We start from the raw sequence: 23,011 nt of genomic DNA on the forward strand, positions 1-23,011 counted from the left end.
GTGTCGTGGGTCCCCGCCGGGGGGGGGGGGTTTTCGACATAACACCCGTCCCGTCACACGGCCCGGGGGGGTTTTATTTGGGGGGGTCCGGGGTTTTCCGGGCAAGGCCCCATAAACCGCGGCGGTAGTAGCGTCGGCGCGGGTTTACGGGGTTCCCGCTTCCGACTTGATCACGCACCGTGGTCGAAGTGGCCACCGGACGTCCTGGCAGCGAGTCGGTCATGACCGTTGCTTGTGGTGCTCTCGATCTGCCTTCCTTCCAGCGCCCGCAGCGATCTCTTCCAGCACTGTCCTGGGCATTCGGTTCACGATCCGCCTGTCCGCCAGCCAACGAGGATTCTCCCGGAGGAAGCCGACGTCCATCTCGAAGCCGCCGCCTTCATCGACCAGCAGGTTGTGCTCTTGTACGTACCAACGCCGTCGGTCACTGGGCAACGTCACCTCAAAGGAGGTCTCACAATCCACATCTTCCCCATGCGGACAGTTGTTGTAGTCGTCGCAGGGGAGCACGTTGTCGTCGGCCATGCAGAGATGATGCCACTTCGGCCAGGGCCGTCAAGGACGTTGAACTCGTTTACTGCCGGTGCGATTCACAGAACCGCAGGTGTCATACGGACCCGGGCGCTGGCCGGCCGGCGGCCAGGGGGGTCAGCCCTGCACGCGCGGGGACGATCCGTGAAGACAAGTCCCTCCCCGACCTTGTCCGGTGTCAGCCCTGCGCACACGGGGATGACTCGTGGCCGATGCCCTCGATGAAGGGGTCCGGGGGCGTGAGCACGGGGCCTCACAGGTGATGTTGGCAGCCAGGTCCTGCCAGTGTCAGCCCCGCATGCACGGAGACGGTTCGGTGAGGATCACCGCCGCTGGTCGGTCGGGGGTGTCAGCCCTGCGTGCGCAGAGATGAGGTATGGGCGGCCAGTTAGGCGCACGCGCGGAAGGTATCAACCCTGCAGCCGCGGGACAACGGCGCCGGCGGGCGCCAGGTTGCTGAGCAGCAGAAGCCCCATGAGGGGCTGCGTAGCCCGGCGTCAGCCCTGCGTGCGCGGGGACGATCACAAGAGGCAGCTTCACATAGCCGCGTCCGGGGTGTCAGCCTGGGGCGCAGCAGGCGGGCGGTGTCCAGGACGGTGTCAGCCCTGCGTGTGCGGGGACTGAGAGCAGCGCGTCGATCGCCGCGAACAAGTCGTCGGTGTCAGCCCTGCGTGAGCGGGGACGGCTCGAAGAGGTCCATTCCGGTTGGGATGGCGTTCGTGTCAGCGTGGCATACGCAGAGAGCCGGGGGTTGCCCGGTCATGATTGTAGCCGGGGGGTCGGTGTGCTGCGCGGGTTCGGCGGAAGCTTGGGCGGACTGTCGTCTTGGTCTCGGCCCGGGCTCGTGGTCCTGGTTGGCTGTGTGGGTGGGGCATGGGCGTGTGAGTGAGTGGGCGTCAGTTGGGGTGGAGACGTTCGATGTGGTGGCGGAAGGCCGTTTCGGTGGGCTGGCGTTGCAGCCGTGGGGGAAGTCCGACAGGGCCGACGGAGTCTTCTATGGGCTGCTGTTTCATCTGCTGGACACGGCGGCGATTGTGTTGGAGCTGTGGGACGGCTTCCTCACCAGGGGGCAGAGGGAGCTGATCGCCCGTGGTCTGGGTGTGGACGGGGAGATGGCGCGGTCGTTGACGGCGTTCTTTGTGTCCTTGCACGACATCGGGAAGCTGACGCCGTGGTGGCAGCACTCGATGCCGGCCGGGTGGGTGCGGTTGGGGGAGGAGCTGCGGGCGGACGCGGGCCGGATGGTGCATGTTCCGCACGACCGGGCGTCGATGCACCTGCTGGTCGGCTTGTTGGAGGAGCTGGGTTACGACGTGTCGTGCAACGACGCCCCCGGAGTGCGGGTGGCGCAGATCGCCGGCGGCCATCACGGCCGCTTCCTGCAGGTGGATCTGTCGGGCGCGGCCGCGAGGGCCCGGGTGCGGGCGGCTCTCGGGGGGCCGGTGTGGCAGCGGCTGCGCCGCCGCTATGTGGCGCAGCTGCGGCATCTGACCGGTGCCGGGCAGGTGCCGGGGCAGGTGTCGGTGGAGGCGGCGGTGGTGATCTGCGGGCTGGGGATGGTCGCGGACCGGCTGGCGAGCCGTCGAGCGGTGTGGTTGGGCCGGGCGCACGCTCCCGCATACGGGGCGCGGGAGCATTTCGCCTGGTCCAGGGGGATGGCGAGGGAGGTGGTGGCCGACTCGGGTCTTGGGCGGGTGGTCGTGCGCCGGCTGCCGTTCGAGGTGGCGCACGGTCTTGAGGAGCCGAACGCGCTGCAGGCGTCGGTGATGGCGCGGTTGCCGCTGCTGGCCGGCGCGGGGCGGGCGGGGATCCTGGCGGTGACCGATGCGACGGGAACGGGTAAGAGTGTTACCGCACTGGAGGCGATGCAGGTCCTGAACGATGCCTGCGGCACGAGCGGGGTGTGCTGGCTGACCCCGACGACGGCACTGGCGGATGCCACCTTCGAGACGGTCCGGGCATGGGTGCGGGCACATCGTCTTGATGGTGCGGAAGTCGGCCTGGTCCACAGCCACAGCTGGCACAGTGCCGCGTTCACCGATCGCAGGCTCTCCGCCGCCGAGGGGGTCGTGGTGGACGACGCCGATGCCGACGCGGCCCGCGGCGACCACCCGGCGGGCGCCGGCGCCGAGGCTCGTGCCGGGCAGGGGGAGCAGCCGCCGGTGGAAGCGGCGGAGGGGAGGTTGGCGGGGTGGGAGCAGGGCCTGCTGGCCCAGTTCACGGTCGCGACCGTCGACCAGGCGCTCATGGCCGTTCAGCCGGTGCGCTACAGCGCGCTGCGGCTGCTGGCCCTGTCGGGGCGCACCGTCGTCGTCGACGAGGCCCACGCCCTGGAGCCGTACAGCGAGCTGCAGCTGCGCCGTCTGCTCGCCTGGCTGGGAGGCATGGGCAGTCCGGTGATCCTGCTGTCGGCCACCATGCCCGCCAGCAGGTGCGATGCGCTGGTGCGCGCCTACCTTGCGGGCGCCGGCCTGTCGCGGCGTGTCCTCGAGGAGTACACGTACGTGCCCGCATATCCGGGCTGGCTGTTCGCCGAGGGCGCCACCGGTGTCCCGCACCGGATGGAGGAGGAGTCCCGGCGGCGCCATGTCCGTGAGCACACCCGCACCGTCCGTCTCGCCGTCCGCCGGGTCCCTGTCTGGGGCCGGAGTCGTACTCCGGACGGGCAGGCCGGAGCCGCGCATCTGGACGCGGTCACCTCGCTGCTGGAGCCTTTCGCCGACCGTGGTGGCTGCGCTGCGGTGGTCAGGGCGAGTACGGCCGATGCCCAGGAGACCTACCTGCGTCTGAAGGACGCCTGGCCGCATGCGCGTCAGGACGTGGTGCTGCTGCATGCCCGCCTGCCCGCCGACCACCGTCAGGAGGTCACCGCCCGGGTGCGGGCCGCGCTGGGGCCCGTCGGCCCGCGCCCGCGGCGGATGATCGTGGTGGCGACCAGCGTGCTGGAGCTGGGCCTGAACCTGGACTTGGACGAGATAGTCGGCGACCTCGCCCCGCTGGCCAGGCTGCTGCAGCTGGCAGGGCGGCTGCGCCGCTTCGAGATCGCCTGGCGTGGCGCGGCGGATCAGCGGGCCGCGTGGCTGCGCGACCTCGTCGCCCGCCTGACTGTGCTTGTGCCGACGAACGCCGACGGCGACACGTCGATCCCGCCGCACTGGCGGCCGCTCGAGCCGGCCTTCCTCCTGCACGAGACCGCCACCCTGCTGCAGGGCCTCGGACAGGAGGTCGTCGAGATCCCCGGCCGCGTCCAGGAACTCCTTGAGGCGGTCCACGGCATCCCCTCCACCTTCCACCGCGCTGTCTGGGACCTGGAGCAGCGGCTGGCCGGGTACATGGCGGCCGTCGGCGGGCAGGAGCATCTGAGCGTCCGGCAGCTCGTGCCACTGCCCGCGTGGGTCTCCTCGCTGGCCGACCTGCACCGCCAGCACCTGACCGCCGCCCAGGCCGTCACCCGCCCCGGAGTCCTGCCCAGGCGCCTGCTGCCGTGCCACCGCCGACCGGGAAGCCGGACGCTGACGCTGGACGCGGCCGGGGAACACCCGCTGCCTGTGACCGGCCGGCCCACCGCCGCGCAGGTGCGGGCGATCCTGCAGCGCACGCTGCCGGCTCCGCGTGCCTGGATCCCGTACGTGCCCGTGTTCAACGCCGCGCCGCCCGCCTGGCGTGACCATCCGCTGCTGGCCGACATCGTGCTGCTGCCCGGCGAGGGCTTCCACCGGTTCGGGGAGAGTCGGATGCGGATCGACCCCGAGCTCGGCCTGGTCCGCGAACGGGACTGACCAGCCCGGCCCTTGTCCGAGGCAGCCTCCGAACCTGAGGGGAGCGACAGCCGGCGGTGTGCCGCAGCAGCGGGGGAGAGGGAGCGGGTGGGACCGGATCCCGTCTCGGGCCGCCCACCCGTGTGCACGACCGTGTGATCCGCTTGGGCCGGGGGCCGGGGGCCGGGGGCCGGGGGCCGGGGCGCCCGTGCCGGGAAGGGGACACCCTACCCCATGCGGCGACTGTAAGTCGCATAATTCTCACCGGTTGTGCATTGCCGGGGGCGTCGTGGTTGGCTGGCGCAGCGGGCGTCGCCGAGCCGGACTGCGACCTGTGAAACTCTCAACTCCCTTTCTCTAGACCATATGTGACAGATCATCAATAGTTTGACGGGCGCAGACTGTCGCCCCGGACGCTGCGCCTGCGTCGCACGCCTCGCGCCCGCGCCCGAGGCCCGGCAGCCCATGGATCACCGTCCCCGTGTCGTGGTGGCCGCAGCCCGCCGGCGACCAGGACGCGCCTCGCTGCGGGGGCGCCTGGCCAGCTCCCGCACGCCGTCAGGCACGCCGATCCCGGCGGCGGCATGCCGCCCGCCCCCGTCCCTGTCCGCCTCTCCTGCCGCGCCCCCGGGCCGGCCTGTGGAGCCGCCCCGTGTCCAGCAGTACCGCCCCCGACCGGCCGTCCTTCAGCATCGCCGACCGGCCCTGGATCCCGGTGCGCACCCGCACCACCTACGAGCACGTCGGACTGCGTGAACTCCTCCTACGCGCCCACGAGTTCGACGACCTGGCGTTTGCGATCCCGCCGGTATCCTCCGCCGTCCTGCGCGTGGCGAGCGCCATCGCAGCCCGCATCTGCGGCCTGGATGACGAGGAGCTGAGCGCGTCGCGGTGGAACCGGCTGCGCCGTGACCTGCTTGAGGACACCGGCCGGTTCGACGCGAAAGAGGTCCACGCCTACTTCGACCGGCACGAGTACCGCCTCGACGCCTTTCACCCCGTGCGCCCCTGGCTGCAGGATCCGCGGCTGGCCCAGGAGAGCGACCCGGCCGGCATCAACGCGCTCGTCTTCGGCCGCGCCACGGGAAACAACTTCGCCTGGTTCGGCCCCCACACCGACGCCGCACCCCATCCCGTCCCGACGGCCGAGGCCGTCCAGCACCTGCTGCTCCACCACTTCTACGGACGCTCCGGCGCCGCCAAGCACCGCACGGTGGGCACGTACCGGCACAACAAGCTCACCAGCGGCCCGCTGCGCGGCGCCGTGTCCTTCCACCCGCTGGGCCGCACCCTGTTCCAGACCCTGCTGGCGGGCATACCGGCGTTCCACGGCGACTACCAGCCCGTCGTCGACCGGTGCCCGTGGGAGGAAGAGGACCTGCCGGACCCGATGGCCCCGCCGGCCCCGGTGACCTGGCCGGGTCGGCTGCTGACCGCCCGCTCCCGCCACGCGCTCCTGCTCGTGCCCGGCCCCGACGGCACCACCGTCACTGACGTGCACCTGGCCTGGGCCACCCGCCACCCCAAGCCCGCGGCCCTCGACCCCTACGTCGTCCTGCAGCTGAACCCCACCGCCAACGACCCCGGGAAACGCCAGGCCGTGCGCCGGGCGGACACCGGGCGGGCCTGGTGGCGGGAACTGGAAGCGCTGCTGCTGGCCCCCGACGAGAGCGCCCGCGCCCGCAGGCCGCAGGTCTTCGACACCCTCAACGACCTTCCCCCCGCCGTCCGCGACACCCTGCGCGTACGGGTCCACGGCTTCCACCAGGACCCCAAGAGCGTCGACTACGGCTGGTACACCGCGCTGACCCCACCACTGCTCGCCTGGGCCCAGGAGAACGACCCCGGGCGCGCCCAGCGCATCGCCGACTGCTGCCGCACCGCCGAAGACATCGAGCACGCTCTGACCAGGGCCGCCAACCAGGCATGGAAGGACACCACCACCCCGCCCGGCGCCAACAGAAGCAGCCGACCCGCACGCAGGAGCCGCTGGGCCGAGCGCGCCGCCGCCGCCTACTGGCCACTCGCGGAAAAGACGTTCTGGCGCCTGCTGCACGACACCGACCACCCGGTGGGCCCCGCCTTCGCCCACGACGCGATCACCGCCCTGCGCCAGGCCACCGCCAGCGCCGTGATCCAGCACAGCGCAGCCGCCCGCGCCCGCACCACCGCCACGACCACGCTGCGCCTCGCCGGCGCCCGCCTGCCCAAGGGGAGCTGATGGCCACCGCACCCGAGCACCGCCGCCACTGCCAGGACTTCGTCACCGACATCGCTGCCCTGTGCACCCGGCCCGCCGTCCGCACCGCCCTCAAAAGAGGCCGGGGCAGGCCCGTCGAGGACTGCCTCGACCTGACACCCCACCTCAGCCGCCTCACCCGCAGCCACGGGGCACGCCGCGCCCACTACACCGTCGCCGCCCTCATCGCCCTGACTACCCCCAGCGTCCCCGAGACCGCCGACCCCTTCGACGAGAACACCACCCCCACCGCCCGGCCGGACACGGTGGATGACCCCTACCGGACCCCCGCGTGGCGCCGGCGCCCCGACCTCGGGACGACCCTCGCCACCGCGGTCCGCGACCACGGCTTCAACCCCGGCCGCACCGAGGACGACCTCAAGGTCCTCGTGCGTCTGGCCGAGGACCAGCTCCACCGCCGCCTGCCCGCCCTCGCCGAACGCCTCGCCTCCGCCGGGCTGCGCCCCGACTGGGCCGTCCTGCTGGACGACCTGGCCCTGCGCGCCCACACCGCCGGGCAGGTCGGCACCCGCTGGCTCGACAACTTCTACCTGCACCTCGACACCGTGAAGGACCCCGCCTGATGCGCCACCGCTTCCTCGACCTGCACGTCTTGCAGGCCGTCCCCGCCGCCAACCTCAACCGCAACGACGCCCAGGAACCGAAGACCATCGACGTCGGCAACACCACCCGCGCCATGGTCTCCAGCCAGGCGTGGAAACGCGTCATCCGCCTCGACATCGAGGAAGAACTCAAGGAGCCGGCCGCCCGCACCCGCCAGCTGCCCGCCGTCCTCGCCGAACACCTGCGCACCCGGGGCTGGCCCGCCGACCTCGCCGCCTTCGCCGGCGCCCAGGTCGCCCGCAGCGCCACCACCGGCGGCCTCAAGACCGACACCGCCAACAACAACCGCACCCTCGCACTCGCCTACGTGCCCGCCGACATCACCGACGCCCTCGCCGACCTGTGCACCGAACACCGCACCGCCCTGGAGGACGGCCACACCGAATACACCGCGGCCACCAAGAAGCCCGCCCTCAAGGCCCTGCTGCCCACCAAGAAGATCGCCGCAGTCCTCACCCGCCGCACCGACAGCATCGCCCTGCTCGGCCGCATGCACGCCGAACTGCCCGACGCCCACGTCGAAGCAGCCCTGCAGATGGCCCCCGCCTACACCGTCCACAAGGCCGACCTCCAGCCGGACTACTTCACCAGCGTCGAGGACTGGCCCCGGCCCGGCGAACACGGCAGCGCCCACCTGCAGACCGCCTTCCTCACCACCGGCCTGTTCTACCGCTACGCGACCGTCAACCTCACCGACCTGCTCGCCAACGTCAACAGCGACACCGACCGCGCCCGACGCCTGCTCACCGCATTCACCGACGCGTTCATCATGACCCTGCCCCAGGCCAAGAAGACCGCCACCGCCCACCACAGCCTGCCCGACCTCGTCCACTACACCATCCGCGAACGCCGCCCCGTCTCCTACAGCGCCGCCTTCGAACAACCCGTCACCGCCCACCCCCGCGGCGGCTACACCCAACCCGCCCGCGACGCACTCGCTTCCTACGCCACCGCCGTCGACCGCCTCATCGGCACCCGCCACCGCCTCGCCCACGGCCACGCCGGCGCCTTCGACACCCCCATCGCGCCGCTCGGCACCCACCACCCCTCCTTCGACGACCTCACCGCCGCCGTCACCACCACCGCCTACCCCCACACCCGGGACACCGCATGAGCGGCCTGCTGCTGCGCCTGGCCGGGGTGTGGCAGGCGTGGGGCCAGCACGCGGCCTTCCCGCACCACCGCGACACCGCCCTGCACCCCACCCGCTCCGGCCTGATCGGCCTGATCACCGCCGCCCAGGGCCGCACCCGCGACAACGCCCTCACCCCCTACGAGCAACTGCCCGGCCGGCCCAGCCACCGCGACCTGACCTTCACCGTCCGCGTCGACAACCCCGGCACCCCCCACGAGGACTACCACACCGTCGGCGGCGGCTACCCGCCCGACAGACGCCTGCTCCTGGCCGATGGCGGCAAACGCACAGCCCAGGCAGCCACACTCGTCTCCCGCCGCCACTACCTGGCCGGCGCCGTCTTCACCGTCGCCGTCACCGGCCCCGGCCCGCTCATCGACGACATCGCCGAGGCCCTCGACAACCCCGCCCGCGCGCCCTTCCTCGGCCGCCGCGCCTGCGTCCCCGACGAACCTCTCGTCCTCGGCTCGCCCCTGCCCGACCCGATCACCGAACTCCTCACTCGCACCCCTGTCAGCTGGCCCACCCCCCCCACCGGCCGCACCGCACCCGTCACCTTCTGGTGGGAAACACCCCCCGCCGACAAGCCCCACGCCCCTCCCCGCAACGAACTCGCCGCCGAACCCACCGACTGGCGCACCGAACACCGCACCTACCTCGCCCGCCCCCTGTGGCGCACCACCAAGAACCTCCCCGCTCACCTGTACGCCGGAAAACGCCCCATCGACACCCTCACCGCCTACCTCCACAAGGACCCCGCATGGCCGCCCACACCCTGACCCTCATCCGCCTCAACCCGCACCACAACGCCGCCCGCGCCGACCTGAAGGCCGCCGACAGCCTCCACAAGACCCTCATGCGCCTCATCCCCGAACGCACCGGACCCACCCCCCGCAAGGACGCCGGCCTGCTCTTCCGCCTCGACGAGGACAACACCCCGACCCTGCTCGTCCAGACCGCCGTACACCCCGACCTGACCGCCCTGCCCAACGGCTACGGCACCTGCACCACCAAAGACCTCACCCCCATGCTCCAAGCCCTCACCCCCGGCCTGCCCGTCCACTACCGCATCACCGCCAACCCCGTCGCACACCGCATGACCGAACAGGTCCGCAACGGCACCGCCAAACGCGGAACCCTCACCGCCCTGCACGGCGACGAAGCCCTCGCCTGGTGGCACCGCAAAGCCACCCACGCAGGCCTCGACATCCGCACCACCACCGCCACCCGCCGCCGCTTCCGCCGCGACTACACCACCCCCGGCCCCCACCACAGCCTCACCCAGTTCGACGGCACCGCCCTGATCACCGACCCCGCCCTCCTGCACACCGCCCTCACCCACGGCATCGGACGCGGCAAGGCCCACGGCGCCGGCCTCCTCACCCTCGCCCCCGCCTGACCACCCCCACCCCACCTCGCCCCGGCCACCGGAAACCCGCCGTGAATCCACCACCCCCGCCCGAGCCGAGCATCACCGAACTGCGCGCAGCCGGCGTACGCCGCCTCCTGCACCTGCACGCCGAAGGCCAACTCACCGCCACCCACATCAACCTCACCGCCGCCACCTTCAGCGTCACCCCCCGCACCGTCCACCGCTGGATCGCCAACGCCCGCACCCACCACGGCCACTACACCCCCACCACCCGCGACCGCTTCACCCTCACCCCCGACATGCACACCGCCATCGCCCGCCACCGCGGCAACGTCGCCGCCGCCTACCAAGAACTCCGCAACGAAACCCCCCAAGACGCACCACCCCTGCCCTCCAGAGCCACCTTCTACCGCGCCGTCGAACACGACATCCCCAAAGGCCAACGCGCAGGCCTGGCCGGCGGCGAACAAGCCCGCCGCCGCCACGACCTCCACGGCACCCGCCCCCGCGGCCACCGCAACCAGTACTGGGAAACCGACCACGTCGAAGCCAGCGTCCGCATCGTCATCGACGGCCGAATCGTCCGCAAACCCTGGATCACCTGGTTCGTCGACGCCGCCACCAACGCCATCTGCGGACTCGCCGTCAGCCCCCAGCACGGAAGCAGCGAAAGCATCCTCCTCGCCCTGCGCGACGCCCTGCTGCGCACCCAGGGCCACGGACCCTTCGGAGGACTGCCCGGCCGGGTCCGCGTGGACGGCGGCAAGGACTTCCTGTCCAACGCGGTCGGCCAGGCCCTCGCGGCGTTCGCCGTCGAACTGGTCAGACTGCCGCCCCGGCGCCCCGACCTCAAACCCCACGTCGAAGCCGTCAACGGCGCCGTCAAGGACATGCTCTTCAAGGGCATGCCCGGCTACACCCACGACCCCTCCACCCCACCACGCAAGAACAAGGAGCCGGAGCACCTGCTCACCCTGGAGTCCTTCGTCCTCAAGCTGCGCGAATGGGTCACCCACTGGAACACCGAGCACACCATCCCCACCATGGGCGGGCGAACCCCCGCCCAGGCCTGGAACGAGGACCTCTCCCCGGTCTGGGACGTCAGCCCCACCGACATCCACACCTTCACCCTCGCCCGCCACGGCAACGCACTGACCATCCACCCGGCCGGCGTGCGATGGCGCAACCGCGACTACACCGCCCCCTGGATGCACACCCCCACCACCCAGGTCGGCCGCAAGGTCCACCTGCGCTACATGCCCCACCACGAGGACGAGATCGAACTCTACGACGCCGCCACCGGCCGGCACCTTGGCCAGGCCCGCCCGGCCGACCAAGCCACCGCCAGGGAAGTCCGCGCCCTCCTCAACGCCCGCTCACGCGAAGCCGCCCGCCTGCGATCCCGCCTACGCGACGCGGACAAGAGCAGGGACGAACGCTTCGCCGCACTCACCCAGCCCGCCCCGCCCAAACCGCTCCTGACCATCACCCACCAGGAAGCCACTCGCCAACTGCGCGAACTCAACGCCCACGACACCGCCGGCGAAGCCCTGCCCGACTACATCCCGCTTCCCGAACCGTCCGCCCACTGGACCACCCCGATCAGCGACCCGCAAGCCCCACGCCCGGCCCACGGACCCGAGAACTGAGGACACGTGAACGACCACCGGTCCACCGCGCGCCCCGGCCTCCTGCCCCGCCCGCAGGACGACCACTACCTGCGCCTGCCCGAAGCCCGGGCCGTCGCCACCGACGCGGCCCGCAGGGTCGGCATGCAACTGGAGAAGGTCATCGCAGCCCGCGCCATGATGGGCATCCACGGTGACGTCGGCCTCGGCAAGACCTTCGCCATCCACGCCACCCTGCGCGAACTCGCCCCCGACACCACCATCCGCCTGCAGATCCACCTCGGCATGAAGAACAGTGACATCCACACCGCCCTCGCCCAGGCCCTCGAACTGCCCCCCGAGGTCCCCTACGAACACCTCGTCCACACCCTGGCCGACACCCCGAACGTCCTGCTGTGCGACGAAGCCCAACACCTCAGCGCCACAGCCTTCGAATACCTGCGCACCCTCTGGGACCGGACCCAGCAGCCCCTCGTCTTCGTCGGCGCCGACAGCACCCACAAGAAACTCAGGGACCGCCGCGCCCTGGCCTCGCGCATCCACGACTGGGAGCAGTTCCGCCCCCTCACACCGGCCGACGTGCTCACCCACATCCCCGCCTTCCACCCCCTGTGGGAGGAAGCGGACAACGACCTGATCATGTACACCGACGACTACGTCTGCCACGGCAATTTCCGCAGCTGGGCCAACGTCACCTACCACGCACGCGACGAGATGGCCCGGAACACGGGCCTCGCGCTTGACAAGAAACTCATCCGCTGGATCATGAGCCGCCTCGACAGCACCCTGCGGGACTTCTAGCCTGATAAACAGGTAAGGCCCTGTCGGTGGGTTTGTCCTGTACCCGGGGCATTGTCCCGAACGGCTGAAGTGCTGCGATGACTTGGCCGACAGCGCCGTCTGCACGTGCTCGATGTGGGCTGAGGCAGACCGCCATCGGGACATCCGAGTCCATCACCAAAGCCCCGGCTGCCAACGGCACCGGCTCCTGAATGCGTTGCTCTCGCTGAAACACGGTGTCGTGGGCGTTGTAGCCGTTGCTGTCCGCGCCCGGGGACGGGCCAGCAAGCGTAACGTCGCCCACGCGGGCCAGTGATGGTTCGTGCTGCCCGACCGACTGGACTCCGGTTGCCCTGTGCCGCCTTGTCAGTCGTCACAAATCGGCGCACAGCTACGCTCTCCAGGTCGTCGGCGGCCTGACCCCCGGCTGGGGCGGGCGAGCAACGCCGCCTCCCGGGCCGGGGCCCGGGATCGGGCGGCCGCGGCTTGGCCGTAGGCGGGCAGGACCAGCTGCTCCGTGAGCGGGACGTCGCTGGCGGCGCGAACATCGGCCTGATCGGCCTGGCGCTGGTCACCGCAGGCGAGCTTCCTCTACTCCACGACGTCGGCTTTCGACGAGACGCTGCGCCGGCACGCGACCCGGCCGCTGTCCGTCGAGGTGAGCATCGAGCAGATGGCCGACTGTTGCGGGCGATCCGGTTGGGAGGCTGGGGCAGGCAGAGATCAGGGAGGCGGAGCGCCGAGTTCGATGCTCGCGGGGAGGTTGTTCACCGACGAGGTGTCGAGGCAGAGGAATCCAGTGTTGGTGCCTGCGACGAGCAGGCCACGGCTCGCCGTCAGTGAGTGGACGACCGCCGCAAGGGGCAGCACGGTTCCAGATCCGGTGGTGGGGTCCCAGACCCACATCGTCTCGTCGTCGTCTCCCGAGGCGATGAGAGGGGCGCCGTTCGGAGCGGTGAATGCGGCCACCACTTCTACTGGTCCGCTGTGGCCGGTGAGGGGTGGGCCGACCTGGGTGCCGGTGGCGGGGTCCCAGATCCGCACCGTCTTGTCGCTGCTGCTGCTGGCGAGGCGGGGGGTGCCGTCGGGTGTGGTGAACACCGTCAGCGCTTTCACGAAGCTTCTGTGGCCGGTGAGGGGTGGGCCGACCTGGGTGCCGGTGGCGGGGTCCCAGATCCGCACCGTCCCGTCGTCGCCGCCCGAGGCGAGGCGGGGGGTGCCGTCAGGTGCGGTGAACACCGCCAGTGCGTTCACATAATCCTTGTGGCCGGTGAGGGGTGGGCCGACCTGGGTGCCGGTGGCGGGGTCCCAGATCCGCACGGTCCCGTCGTTGCCGGCGGTGGCGAGGCGGGGGGTGCCGTCAGGTGCGGTGAATACCGCCTCCGACCACACCCCGTAGGTGTGGCCGGTGAGGGGTTCGCCGATCCGGGTACCGGTGGCGGGGTCCCAGATCCGCACCACCCCGTCGTCGTCTCCCGAGGCGAGGCGGGGGGTGCCGTCGGGCGCACTGAAGACCGCCAACGCGGCCACCCAGGCGTTGTGGCCGGTGAGGGGCTCGCCGATCGGGGTGTTGGTGGCGAGGTCCCAGATCCGCACTGTCGCACCTTCGGCGGTGGCGAGGCGGGGGGTGCCGTCGGGCGCACTGAAGACCGCCACCGCCTCCATCGGTTGCGTGCGGCTGGCCTGGGGTGCGCCGAGCTCGTCGGCAGGGTCCCAGATCCGCACCGTCGTACCTTCGGCGGTGGCGAGGCGGGGGGTGCCGTCGGGCGCGTTGAAGACCGTCATCGACCACACCGAGTGGGTGTGGCCGGCGAGAGGCTTCCCGATCTGGGCTCCGGTGACGGGGTCCCAGATCCGCACCGTCCCGTCGCCGCTGACCACAGCGAGGCGGGGGGCGCCATTGGGGGCGGCGAACACCGCCAACACCTTCACCGATCCCAGGTTGCCGGTGAGGGGCTCGCCGATCTGGGTGCCGGTGGCGGGATCCCAGATCCGCACCGTCCCGGCGCCGCCGGCGGTGGCGAGGCGGGGGGTGCCGTCGGGCGCGGTGAACACCGCCGCCGCGTGCACCCCGTAGGTGTGGCCGGTGAGGGGTTCGCCGACTTGGGCTCCGGTGGCGGGATCCCAGATCCGCACTGTTCCGTCGCCGCTGCCGGTGGCGAGGCGGGGGGTGCCGTCGGGCGCGGTGAAGACCGCCACCGCAGCCAACAGGGCGATGTGGCCGGTGAGGGGTTCGCCGACTTGGGCTCCGGTGGCGGGGTCCCAGATCCGCACCGTCTTGTCGCTGCCGCCGGTGGCGAGGCGGGGGGTGCCGTCGGGCGCGGCGAACGCCGCCACCGACCGCACCCAGTCGGTGTGGCCGGTGAGGGGTTCGCCGATCTGGGTGCCGGTGGCGGGGTCCCAGATCCGCACCGTCCCACTGCTGCCGCCGGTGGCGAGGCGCGGGGTGCCGTCGGGTGCGGCGAACGCCGTCATCGCGATCACCCAGTCGGTGTGGCCGGTGAGGGGTTCGCCGATCTGGGTGCCGGTGACGGGATCCCAGACCCGTACCGTTCCGTCGTGGCTGCCGGTGGCGAGGCGCGGGGTGCCGTCGGGCGCGGTGAACGCCGCCACCGACCGCACCAACTTGGTGTGGCCGGTGAGCTGGAGCTGGAGGGAACGTCGGCGGGCGGAGCCCGCGACCAGGTCGGGGATCCAGGTTCCGGTCGTTCGGAGGGCCGGCTCAACGGGCGGTGCGGTGCCCTGGATGCAGGTCGTGCCGAGTCGGCGCCACCACCGGCGCCACGCCATGGCGGTGGCGTCGGCCTGCTGCTCGGAGGTGGTGTCGCGGGCGTGGTGCTGAAGCAGAGCGGCGCCGGCGATGGAGGGCGGCAAGTCCCGGGCGGGCAGGCCGTGGCCGAAGACCGCGGTGGTGATGCTGGTGAGGTCGAGCGCGTCCAGGACGCCGGGGTGTCCACCCAGGGTGTGAAGGGCTCCGCTGGTGTGGCCGAGGCGGGCGTGCGCGGCGAGATGGTGACGGATGTACGGGCTGACGGCCGCCTGCGGCACACCGTCACCGGCGCGGACGCGGGTGCTCAGCGGTTCCAGGGCTGCGGCGGCATCGTGGATCAGCGCGGTGGTGACAGCCGCGTGGGAGCGTGGACTGTCGTGGACGGTGGTGAGGTGTTCGGTGAAGGTGCGGTGGGCGAGGCGGTAGACGCTCTGGCCGTGTTCCTGGTCGAGGGCGAGATAGGGAGCGGCGTCACGGAGCAAACCGGGGATGCTCTCCCGGGTGTCGGTGGGGTCGGTGGCGAGGGCGCCTGCGATGGTGCTCCAGATGCCGTCCTGGACCGGCAGGCCGCGGCCCTGGGCCAGACCGAGGGCCCGCAGCAGGAGGGTGTAGTGGGGGTTGAGGTGGTGGAGGCGTTCGAGGGCGAGAGTGAAGAGCTGACGGTGGGTGCGGCCGATCAGCGGCGCGGGGTCGATGACGAGGGCGGGGTTGTTGAGGAGTTCGTGGACGGCGAGGCGGGCGTAGAGGAACTGCTGCGGCTCACCGCCGCGCTGTGGGTGGTCACTGACCAGGCGGTGGACGGCGGAGGCGACGGTGGTGTCGTCGGCGTCCAGGTCCCCGCGGTGCTTGGCCGTGGTGAGCTTGGCGCGCAGGTATCCGGCGAGGGCCTCCGGATCCTGGCCGACCTCGACCAGGAGCGGGCGACCCGTTGCCGTGCCGGATCCGGTCGGGCGGAGCCGGAGGATGTCGAGGAGGTCGGTGTCGGCGAGGGAGGGGTGGTCGGGGCCTTCGCGGGTGGAGCGGCGGGTGCCGATGACCAGACGAACGCCGGGCAGGGCGGCCAGGGGCCGCAGGAGACTCTCGGCGATGGCCACGGGCTGGTCGGCTTCGTCGAGGGCGTCGAACAGCAGGGTCAGCCTGTTCGGGCGATCGCGCAGTTCGGTGATCAGGCGGCCGGCGAGATCGGCGGGGGGCCGTCCCTGCGCGGCGATGCGGGCGAGGCGGGGCAGGCCTGCCGCGTCGGCGACGAGCTGGATGGTCTGGTGGAGGGTGTGGCCGGCGAGATGGGCGGTGAGGTCGAACGGATCGTCGGGGCAGGGCGTTCCGGGTGGGAGCGCGGTGAGGTGGCCGTGGCGGATCAGGATGTCGCGCATGTCGCTGCGGGTGTGGAGGAGGACGTGGCCGAGGAGGGCCGATTTGCCGGCGCCGGCGGGGCCGGTGACGACCAGGGCGCCGTGGGTGGCGGTGTCCAGCCAGCGCAGGATGCGGTCGCGTTGGAGGGTTCGGCCATGGAAGTACCAGGCGAGTTCGCCGAGTTCGGCGCCGGAGGCCTTGGGCACGAAGTGGCGCCGTTCGTCGGTGGGCAGCTCGTTGACGACGGCCCGCAGCTCGGCGAGCTGGTCGAGGGAGGAGCTGAACGCGGCGATGGTCTCGCGGTTGACGAGCCGGTCGCGCCGGTCGTCGGTGGTGTCGGCGCGGTAGCCGGCCAGGTCGCGGGCGAGTTCCTGGCCGAGCTCGGCCAGGCCGATGCTCTCGCGCTCGGGGAACGCGCTGGTCAGGGCGCGTTCCAGGGCGCGGGTGAAGCCGCCGAGCTCGGCGGGTCCCCGGGCGGCGGTGGACAGCAGCAGATACCGCCCGGCGTCGCCGTGGTGCTGCAGGAGGTGCAGGTGGACGGCGATGGCGAAGTCGCGCGAGAAGCAGGCGTCCAGGACCACGATCGCCCAGCTGTCCTCGTTGGCGGGGTGGAGCTGGCGGGAGCCGATCGCGTCGGCCACTTCGACCGGGCTCACCCCGGTCCTGATCGGAGCCGGGGTACGGTGGTGGGCCAGGTGGCCGGCGCTGCCGTGGCCGACCCAGTACAGCAACGAGTTTCCCCGGCCGGACGGGCAGTCCGCGTCGGCCCAGGCGCCGAGCCGGTCCTCGACCGCCTGGCGGTCCCGCTCCTCGCCCCCGACCGGCCAGATGTCGACGTCCAGACCGAACGGGGCCAGCAGGCGGGCGATCTCCCGCACATGGCCCTCGGTATCGAGGTCGGCATGGTGCCGGTAGGCGGTGAAGTTCACCGGGAATACTCCGGCCGAACCACCATCGGCCGCACTTCCCACAGTCCCCATACCGCACGACGATAGCCACACGCACCGCCCGGGTTCCGGGCTTCATCGAAGCAACCACCACTCGATCCTGCTGGATCCCGATCCGCTCTTGAGCGGCAGGAGAGCGCCCAGCCAGGAACAGCAACGGATATCGAGCGGGGTCGGCGGGTACGGACGACACGTCGATCACAATGAATCCCGCGTCCGTATCGACGATGAGCAACCGTCAGGGAGTAGACACTGTCCGTCAGAGGAAGTGAATGCCCTGTTCGTGTGCTGGGGTTCCAGATCCGCACCGTTCGGTCGTCGCCGGCCGAAGCGAGGCGGGGGGCTGCCGTCCGTAGCGGTGAACACCGCCACCGCCAACACCCTGCCGTCGTGGCCGTGTGACCAGGCGTGTCCCGCCCGGCGGCCGGTCTTTTGGGTCCCGCCGCCTGCAGCTTCGGTGAGCAGAACAACAACATCCTATTTCCGCATCCCGCCGCCACGAACCCGGACACCATGACACACGGCCTGACAAGGCCCCACCCTGCTGCCGCATTGGAAGGCCGACAGACGTCGGCCGCATCGCGGCCGACCCTCACCCCTGCCCGGTCGGCGAATCGAGGGCGCGCAGTCACCCCCTTCCGACTGCTGTCGAATCCGCGGGACCTGCGGCCGCTCTCCGGTGAAGCCCGCACGGCCGGTAGGTGTGCTCCACTATCGTCAAGTGGCATGGGAACTCTGGGGGATGGATTCGGCGGGCACCTCGGTTTCGTGCCGCGCACCGGGATGCCGCAGGTCTTCGACGACCGGACCCGGGATGCCTGCATCGTGGTGCCGGGCATCATGGGCAGTGTCCTTGAGGACACTGCGACAGGCCGCCCGCTGTGGGGCGCGGACCCGAGGGTGCTCACCGACCGCCCGGCGGGCACGGGACTGCTGGACGCGCTGCACGCCGACCCGCGGGAACAGGCCGCCGACGCCGCCACCGCCCTGCGGGCCCCACTGACCCGCATCCACGCCACCGCGCTGCTGACCAGGCCGTGGTGGCTTCCCATCCTCAAGGGCATCGAGCCCTACACCGACCTGCTCAAAACCCTGCAAGGCGTCACCCTGGCCCCGGACGCGGTGGCGCCGTTCCCGTACGACTGGCGCTTGGCCGTCGCCTACAACGGGGCGCTTCTGGCCCGGCGGGCCCGCGCGCACTTGACCTGGTGGCGGGAGCGGGTGGCGGCCCGGCCCGAGTGGCGGGCGGCGGGTGAGCGGCAGCCCAGGCTGCTGTTCGCCGCCCACTCCATGGGCGGGCTCCTGGTGCGGGCCGCCCTGGAGCAGGACCCGGGACTGGCCGCCGACACCCGGGCGGTGATCACCGTCGGAACGCCGTTCCTCGGCTCGGCCAACTCCATCCTCAAACTCAACCTCCTGCATGCCTCACCGAAGCCCGGCTGGCTGCCGCGGCGCCTCCAGCCGCTGGCCGCGACACTCCCGGGCGTCCACGACCTGCTGCCCGGCTACCGATGCCTGGACCGCGGTCTGGACGTCGACCGGCTCACCCCCGGGGACGTCGCCCGCTTCGGCGGCGACGAGCACCTGGCCGCCCGCTCCCTCGCCGAGCACGCGCGCTACCGCGAGAACGGGTTCACCCTGCCCGGACACAGGGCGGTCGTCGGCGAAGCCCAGCCCACCGTGCAGGTTCTTGACGAGGAGGAGCGCGCCGAGCGTGTGGTCGCGGTGGGGCGCCGGCACTCCTTCGACATCGGCGACGACCGCGCACTCCTGCGCCACCCGGACACCGGGCTCCCGGTGCGGCGCGACGCCTCCGGCGACGGCACCGTCCACGTGCCGTCCGCCCGCCTGGGCACCGAAGCCGTCACCTACGTGTTCAGCCAGCACAGCAGTCTGATGCGCCACGACGAGGTCCTGCGACAGATCCGACGCATCGCCCTGGAACGCCCGCAGGGCGCCCACCTCGCCGGTAACGGCGAGGGCAACGGACCCGGTCTGGAAACCCCCCACCTCGGCGGGACCGTCGGCGAGCCGCTCACCCTCCACGTCACCGGTCTAAACACCCCGGCGGGTGTGCGCCTGAGCGTCCACAGCGCCACCACCGGCCGCCCCGGCCACCCCCTCACCCTCAGGCGCGACCCCGACTTCACCGACGGCACCCTGACCACCCGCTTCACCCCCGACACGCCGGACCTGTACCGCGTGATCCTCGACACCGGCGCCCACGTGCCCATCACCCAGCTCGTCCTCGCCGGCCTCTCCGACGCCTGACCCGGAACCCGGCCCCCACCCATGACCACCCATGACACCGAGACCAGTGCGCCTCCCACTCCCGCACAACACCAGGCGGCGCCCGCCAGCGATGACAGCACCCGCCAGGCGGCGGTGGCCGAGCTGTTCCCAGTCAACTTCACCACCTACCACCACCACCCCGACCTGGACACCGAGACGCACGTGCGGGCCGTCGCCGACCTGCTCGCCCCCTACGGCCTACACCTCAACCCCTGGACGGTCCCGGACGAGGACCGCCACCGGCAGGCCGTCGAAGACCGCCTCGGCGCCTGGACCGGCGCGCCCGAGCCCGCACGCACCGGTGACACCATCCTCTACTGGCTCGGCCACGGAAGCGCCGACAGCCTCGCCCACTGCCACACCCCGGCCCTCAGCGACACCGGCGTCTCGCCCTACGACATCGCTCGCGCCATCAGCACCCGCCAACTCCACCCCGACAACGCCGACAACTGGGCGATCGTCGTCCTCGACGCCTGCTTCTCCCGCCGCTTCGCCCAGGCTGTCCACGCCGCACTCCTCACCCAGCGCACCGAGGCCCGCCGGTACCTGCTGCTGTCCACCGCCGCCGAGGGCTACGCCGAACTCGGCGCCTTCACCCATGCCCTCGAACGGGCCCTGACCGTCACCTTCCGCGGCCAGCGCTCCATCGGTCTCGCCACCCTCGGTATCGGCCTCGCCCGGGAACTCGGCGGCTACCGCGCCGACACCGTCGACGAAGACCACGACCGGCTCGTCCGTGTGCTCCCCGATGTCGCCACCGCCGTGTCGGCTCCTCTGGACCAGCTCGCCGAGCTGCAAGCCGTCATCGACCAGCTCCCGGCCGACGAGCAGCGCCACTTCCTACCCAAGGCATCCGGAGCCGAACTCGGCGAACTCGCCTGGTACTTCCACGGCCGTACCGTCGAGCGCGACCAGATCCTCCACTGGCTGGCCACCGCCACCCACGGCGCCCTGGTCGTCACCGGCCCCGCCGGCGCCGGCAAATCAGCCCTCCTCGGCCACATCGTCCTCCACACCCGAACCGCTCTGCGCGAGGTCCTGGTCCGCCACGGCCACCTGTCCCCGCTGCCTGCCGGGACACCGCGCCCGGACGATCCGTTCGACCTTGTCGCCCATCTCTCGGGCCTCACTCCCACCCGCGTCACCCACCTCATCGCAGCAGCCGCAGACCTTCCCGATCTCGTCCGGCAGGCCGCTGACGGCCTGCCTCCCGGTGACCTCGCCACCCGACTCGTCGAACAGCTCCGTACCCGCCAGGCCCCGCTGACCCTGCTGTTCGACGCCCTCGACGAAGCCGAGCAGCCCCTGGTCATCGCCGACACCCTCCTGCGCCCCCTGGCCGCACTGCCGGGTGTACGCCTGGTCGTCGGCACCCGCCGCTCCACCCGTGAAGGCCCCGACCAGCCGACTCCCACCGATACGGACATCCTCGACGCCCTCCGGCCCCGGCCGCACGGCCCGGACGCCCGGGCGGACATGCGCATCGAGTGTGTCGACGTGACGCAGGATCGGGAGGCCCTGGCCGGGTATCTGCGCGCCAAGCTCGACACCGCCAGGCGCCGCGGCACTCTGCACGCCGATGATGCGCAGATCGCCGTGGCCGTCCACCGCATTGTCGCCGACCACCAGCAGGCCGGCGTCCAGCCGCAGCAGTTCCTCTACGCCCGCCTCGCCGCCCACGAACTCCTCAACAACCCCTGCCTGATCACCGACCCCACGCCGTTGATCGGCCGCACCCACCGTGAGCTCTTCACCCGAGCCCTCGATCGCCTCCACCGCACCAACCCCCACTACACCCTGCTTCTGCACGCACTCGGCCTCGCCCAGGGTCGCGGCCTGCCTGACCAGGACGGCATCTGGGCCCGCACCGCTGACGCCCTCACCACCACCCCACACGACACCAGCGGAAGCATCCCCGGCCTGATCCGCGACGCCGCCCCCTACCTCGCCCTCGACCAGGAACACGGCCAGGCCGTCTACCGCCTCGCCCACCGCACCTTCACCGAACACTTCACCACCTCCTCCGGCACCCACGCCGCACACGCGGCCGTCACCACCGCCCTCACCCGCCACGCGCAGCACACCCTGCGCCGCCGAGATGGCGACACCCTCACCCAGCCGCCGGAACTCAGCGCCTACATCCGCCACCACCTGGCCGCCCATGCCCGCCTCGGCCACACCGCCGGAGCCTTCGAGACCCTCGCAGAACACCCGGATGTCCTCGACACCCTCGACCTCACCAGCATCACCACCGCGGCCTTCAGTTACGGCCTTCCGATCAGTGAACTGCCAGCCGCCGTCGCCGGCACCGTCCTTCTCCAGCACGAAGCCCACCGCACGAGCGGTACCGATCAGCCCGCCGCCACCGCCAGTGCGTGGCGCCGGTGGTGGCGGCGGCTCGGGACCACCTACATCCAGAGCACCCCACCCCCCGTCGAGCCCAGCGCCCACGCCCCCGAGCAGTGGCCACTCCCTCTGATCGCCGGTGCTGTCCAACGACGGCAGCTACACCTGCAGCTCACCGGCCACACCAGCCAGGTCCGGGCGGGAGCGGTGTTCACCGCTCCCGACGGCAGTCCACGCCTCGCTACCGCCGGCAACGACAAGACGGTGCGGATCTGGGACCCCGTCACCGGTCGCCAAAATGGACCTCCCCTCACCGGTCACACCGGTCCGGTGCTCGCGGTAGCGGCGTTCACCGCCCCCGACGGCACGCCCCGCCTCGCCACCGCCAGCGAGGACCGGTCGGTGCGGATCTGGAATCCCGCCACCGGCCTCCAGGACGGCCGATCCCTCACCGACCACATCGGCTGGGTGAGCGCGGTGGCGGTGTTCACCGCCACCGACGGTAGCCCCCGCCTCGCCACCGCCGGCAATGACAAGGCGGTGCGGATCTGGAATCCCGCCACCGGCCTCCAGGACGGCCGACCCCTCACCGGCCTTACCAACCACAACAGCTGGGTGAGCGCGGTGGCGGCGTTCACCGCCCCCGACGGCACGCCCCGCCTCGCCACCGCCGGCGAGGGGTGGGTGGTGCGGATCTGGGACCCCGCCACCGGCCTCGAGGAGGTACCTGCCCTCGCCAGCCATACCGGCCACACCGGTCCGGTGCCCGCGATGGCGGTGTTCACCGCCTCCGACGGAGCCCCCCGCCTCGCCACCGCCAGCGGGGACGGGACGGTGCGGATCTGGAACCCTGCCACCGGCAGCGAGGACGGACCTCCCCTCACCGGCCACACCCGCGGGGTGAGCGCAGTGGCGGCGTTCACCATGTCCGACGGAACCCCCTACCTCGCCACCGGCAGCGAGGACAAGACGGTGCGGATCTGGAATCCCGTCACCGGCACGCAGGTCGGTGCCCCCCTTACCGACCGGATCGGCTGGGCGAGCGCGGTGGCGGTGTTCACCGCCTCCGACGGCACCCCACGTCTCGCCACCACCAGCGAGGATGGGACGGTGCGGATCTGGGACCCCGTCACCGGTCGCCAAAATGGACCTCCCCTCGTCGGTCACACTGGCCCAGTGAGCGCGGTGGCTGCGTTCACCGCCTCCGACGGCACCTCACGCCTCGCCACCGCCAAC

General features: G+C 71.8%; 12 protein-coding genes. 10 read left to right on the forward strand and 2 right to left on the reverse strand.

Translation table 11 applies throughout. The annotated features are described in order from the left end of the window. Positions 1-219 precede the first annotated feature (219 nt). On the reverse strand, positions 220-525 hold the full coding sequence (locus tag ACFWOG_RS03420; RefSeq protein ID WP_380354253.1) for a hypothetical protein: 306 nt from the start codon (positions 523-525) through the stop codon (positions 220-222). Between the two features lie 866 nt (positions 526-1,391). Between ACFWOG_RS03420 and ACFWOG_RS03425 the strand changes: the two genes are divergently transcribed. The 8 genes from ACFWOG_RS03425 (at position 1,392) to ACFWOG_RS03460 (ending at position 12,088) form a co-directional block, all read left to right on the forward strand. After that, complete coding sequence (locus ACFWOG_RS03425) at positions 1,392-4,310, forward strand: CRISPR-associated endonuclease Cas3'' (RefSeq protein ID WP_380354352.1); 2,919 nt, start codon at positions 1,392-1,394, stop codon at positions 4,308-4,310. Between the two features lie 631 nt (positions 4,311-4,941). Continuing rightward, positions 4,942-6,510: a type I-E CRISPR-associated protein Cse1/CasA gene (gene casA / locus ACFWOG_RS03430; RefSeq protein ID WP_380354255.1), complete on the forward strand. Its 1,569-nt coding sequence runs from the start codon at positions 4,942-4,944 to the stop codon at positions 6,508-6,510. Beyond that, positions 6,510-7,112 (forward strand): type I-E CRISPR-associated protein Cse2/CasB, encoded by a 603-nt coding sequence (gene casB, locus ACFWOG_RS03435; RefSeq protein ID WP_380354258.1) that lies wholly within the window; start codon positions 6,510-6,512, stop codon positions 7,110-7,112. The genes casA and casB overlap by 1 nt, the downstream gene beginning before the upstream one ends. Beyond that, positions 7,112-8,266 (forward strand): type I-E CRISPR-associated protein Cas7/Cse4/CasC, encoded by a 1,155-nt coding sequence (cas7e, locus tag ACFWOG_RS03440; protein ID WP_380354261.1) that lies wholly within the window; start codon positions 7,112-7,114, stop codon positions 8,264-8,266. The genes casB and cas7e overlap by 1 nt, the downstream gene beginning before the upstream one ends. Beyond that, positions 8,263-9,066, forward strand: a complete 804-nt coding sequence (gene cas5e, locus ACFWOG_RS03445) for a type I-E CRISPR-associated protein Cas5/CasD (protein WP_380354264.1) — start codon at positions 8,263-8,265, stop codon at positions 9,064-9,066. The genes cas7e and cas5e overlap by 4 nt, the downstream gene beginning before the upstream one ends. Further along, complete coding sequence (gene cas6e / locus ACFWOG_RS03450; RefSeq protein WP_380354267.1) at positions 9,048-9,686, forward strand: type I-E CRISPR-associated protein Cas6/Cse3/CasE; 639 nt, start codon at positions 9,048-9,050, stop codon at positions 9,684-9,686. Before cas5e ends, cas6e begins: the two co-directional genes overlap by 19 nt. A 41-nt stretch (positions 9,687-9,727) precedes the next feature. After that, positions 9,728-11,308 carry a Mu transposase C-terminal domain-containing protein gene (locus ACFWOG_RS03455; RefSeq protein WP_380354270.1) on the forward strand — a complete coding sequence of 527 codons (1,581 nt, stop codon included), beginning with the start codon at positions 9,728-9,730 and terminating at the stop codon, positions 11,306-11,308. 6 nt (positions 11,309-11,314) lie between these two features. Next, on the forward strand, positions 11,315-12,088 hold the full coding sequence (locus ACFWOG_RS03460) for an AAA family ATPase (RefSeq protein WP_380354273.1): 774 nt from the start codon (positions 11,315-11,317) through the stop codon (positions 12,086-12,088). 702 nt (positions 12,089-12,790) lie between these two features. On the opposite strand, the gene ACFWOG_RS03465 is transcribed toward ACFWOG_RS03460, so the two are convergent. After that, positions 12,791-17,119 (reverse strand): hypothetical protein, encoded by a 4,329-nt coding sequence (locus ACFWOG_RS03465; protein WP_380354275.1) that lies wholly within the window; start codon positions 17,117-17,119, stop codon positions 12,791-12,793. 744 nt (positions 17,120-17,863) lie between these two features. Between ACFWOG_RS03465 and ACFWOG_RS03470 the strand changes: the two genes are divergently transcribed. Together ACFWOG_RS03470 and ACFWOG_RS03475 are read left to right on the forward strand one after the other, a co-directional pair. Continuing rightward, positions 17,864-19,408: a hypothetical protein gene (locus ACFWOG_RS03470; RefSeq protein WP_380354278.1), complete on the forward strand. Its 1,545-nt coding sequence runs from the start codon at positions 17,864-17,866 to the stop codon at positions 19,406-19,408. 21 nt (positions 19,409-19,429) lie between these two features. After that, on the forward strand, positions 19,430-23,011 hold a 3,582-nt coding region (locus ACFWOG_RS03475), incomplete at its 3' end, for a hypothetical protein (RefSeq protein ID WP_380354281.1).

The organism is Kitasatospora sp. NPDC058406 (assembly GCF_042722765.1).
GTDB lineage: Bacteria > Actinomycetota > Actinomycetes > Streptomycetales > Streptomycetaceae > Kitasatospora.

What these genes read in the sequence shown, in the direction of transcription:
- ACFWOG_RS03420 (WP_380354253.1), bottom strand. Translation starts at nt 525, where the DNA reads ATGGCCGACGACAACGTGCTCCCCTGCGACGACTACAACAACTGTCCG.
- casB (WP_380354258.1), top strand. Translation starts at nt 6,510, where the DNA reads ATGGCCACCGCACCCGAGCACCGCCGCCACTGCCAGGACTTCGTCACC.
- cas7e (WP_380354261.1), top strand. Translation starts at nt 7,112, where the DNA reads ATGCGCCACCGCTTCCTCGACCTGCACGTCTTGCAGGCCGTCCCCGCC.
- cas5e (WP_380354264.1), top strand. Translation starts at nt 8,263, where the DNA reads ATGAGCGGCCTGCTGCTGCGCCTGGCCGGGGTGTGGCAGGCGTGGGGC.
- cas6e (WP_380354267.1), top strand. Translation starts at nt 9,048, where the DNA reads ATGGCCGCCCACACCCTGACCCTCATCCGCCTCAACCCGCACCACAAC.
- ACFWOG_RS03470 (WP_380354278.1), top strand. Translation starts at nt 17,864, where the DNA reads ATGGGAACTCTGGGGGATGGATTCGGCGGGCACCTCGGTTTCGTGCCG.